Here is a 2051-nt window from a genome sequence, read left to right as displayed (position 1 = left end):
GCCGGTGGCCGTTCATCTATGCGGGCACCATCCCGATGCCGGAGCAAACCCCCGGATCAGGTCGAACCCGTACACCACTTCCCTGGACGCAACCCCCGCCGCATCGGCCTCGAAGGCAGCCAGTACGGGAGGTGCCTCGCCGACCTGCCGGGCAATGAGCTGGACCTCGTCAGGCGTCGGCGCACGAAACACAGGATCCTGAAAGGTGGCCGGGCACGTGACAAAGACCGGGTCGCTGAACACCAACTCCAGGCCATGGGCATATGAGATGTCGTGCCCGGCGCCCAGACTCAACCGCCCGGGGTCCCAGGCGACAATGTCCCAGTCCCACCATGACCCTTCGGGAAGCTCAATCACAGCTCGTTGCCCGCCCGGACCGCGCCGTCAATCGGGAATCACCAAACCAAACTCACGCAGCCGCGGAAGGCAGACCTCCAGGCACGCCTCCAGAGAGACGGCGTCCGCGCGGACCAAGAGATCATCCCGAAGCGGAGCCCCGCTCGCGACGACGGTCCAAGGCTTCGTCGCATCGCGTATGCGCTCGGCGTCGACCTTGAACAGCACCGTCACACCCTGCTCTGCCAACGACTCCATGACTCGCACTACGTCCATCGCATCCCCACCCCCTGCCCGCAATCGAACAGCCAGAAGGCTACAGGCCTCTCGCGACCCCGGCTTGACCGCTTGGCACCGTGAGGTGTCTACCGCCTCGCCAGCACCCGAGCACGAGCCGAAGAACCTGCCAAGGCCGGCTGATTCACTGGAAGCCGACTCGGCCCAACGGTGCGTCGGGCCGGGGATAGGGTCGGCAGATGCGCCAGTTCACGGATAGTGAAGCCTTGTCAGGGATCGTGCATGAAGCACTGGGGGCGGACGCTCGCGTTGTCGGAGTGGACCGGTTGCGCGGCGGGAGCAAGAAGGGGGTCTACCGGGTTCACACGAGCGAAACACGTGCAGCGAGTGTGATCGTCTACAGCTGGGCCGAGGCCGAGAACTTCTGGCCGGCTGCGGAAGCCATCGACCCGGCTCACCCGTTCGCTCCCGCCTCTGGGCTGGCCCCCTTCCTAGCGGCTCAGGGGAAACTCGACGGCCTGGGAGTCCGGGTTCCAGAGGTGCTTCTCGCTGACGACAGCCGACGCCGCTGCCCGGCGGACGTGGCAGTTGTCGAGGACGTTGCCGGCGCCACTCTGGAATCGCTCTTGCCAACAGATCCCGCACGTGCATCCAATGCCTTGAGCGAGCTGGCCGCAATGCTCGACGTGATGCACCAGCAGCACAGTCAGCACTACGGCAGGGTGGACGTGCTCGAACGGGGCGACAAAGCGAGTGGCGATTCATGCGAGCAACTGGTGCTCGAACGTGCCATCGAGGACGCCGCTGAGGCGGCCGACCGCGACCCCAGCATCGGATCAGCCGCGGCTTCTTTGCAGGATCGCTTGCAGGAGCTGGCCACACGAGTGGCTCCACGCACGCAGCACGGACTGATCCACGGCGAACTCGGGCCCGACCACGTCCTGGTCGATGCCTCCGGCCACCCCGTCCTCATCGACATCGAGGGCCTGATGTTCTTCGATGTCGAGTGGGAGCACGTGTTCCTGCAGCTTCGTTTCGGTGATCAGTACCCAGCTCTGTCCCGCCCCGGACTCGATCCGGCACGGCTCGACCTCTACATGCTCGCGATGCGTCTCTCACTGGTGGCCGGCCCCCTTCGTTTGCTCGACGGCGATTTCCCGCACCGCACGGCGATGCAGGAAATCGCCGAACACAACGCGAAGGAAGCGCTGGCACTCTTGGACTCATAGCACCGCGTCCACCACATACGCATCGCTCTCCTGCCGCTACCTGCCTCGACGGCCAGCCGCCTTGACGGGCGGCTGGCCGCCCCGCGTACCCCTCACTCACTCCGCAGTGCCGTCATTTCTCTTCGACACTCGCGAGCAGACTGATCGACAACTGAGAGCTTGTCTCACGTGGTTTGAGGCTGATGCGGCATGATGCCGTGTCATGGGTGTTGGTCTGTCGCAGCGGTTGGTTCCTGACGAACTCTGGAT

General features: G+C 64.9%; 3 protein-coding genes. 1 reads left to right on the top strand and 2 read right to left on the bottom strand.

Features of this window, described 5'->3' with window-relative positions; all coding sequences use genetic code 11:
* Positions 1–12 precede the first annotated feature (12 nt).
* Together AB0G56_RS42125 and AB0G56_RS42120 are read right to left on the bottom strand one after the other, a co-directional pair.
* Complete coding sequence (locus AB0G56_RS42125) at positions 13–357, bottom strand: hypothetical protein (RefSeq protein ID WP_360981645.1); 345 nt, start codon at positions 355–357, stop codon at positions 13–15.
* Positions 358–384: 27 nt separating this feature from the next.
* Entirely contained in the window at positions 385–594 is a 210-nt protein-coding gene (locus AB0G56_RS42120; protein ID WP_360981643.1) for a hypothetical protein, read from the bottom strand.
* Between the two features lie 218 nt (positions 595–812).
* Here AB0G56_RS42120 and AB0G56_RS42115 point away from each other — a divergent pair, with 218 nt between their 5' ends.
* A complete protein-coding gene (locus AB0G56_RS42115; protein WP_360981640.1) occupies positions 813–1802 on the top strand; it encodes a phosphotransferase in 990 nt (329 codons plus the stop codon).
* Positions 1803–2051 lie beyond the last annotated feature (249 nt).

Origin of the sequence: Streptomyces sp. NPDC021356, from assembly GCF_040641015.1 — a bacterium.
In the GTDB taxonomy this organism is placed as follows: Bacteria; Actinomycetota; Actinomycetes; order Streptomycetales; family Streptomycetaceae; genus Streptomyces.
This window is presented reverse-complemented; position numbering and strand designations above follow the sequence as displayed.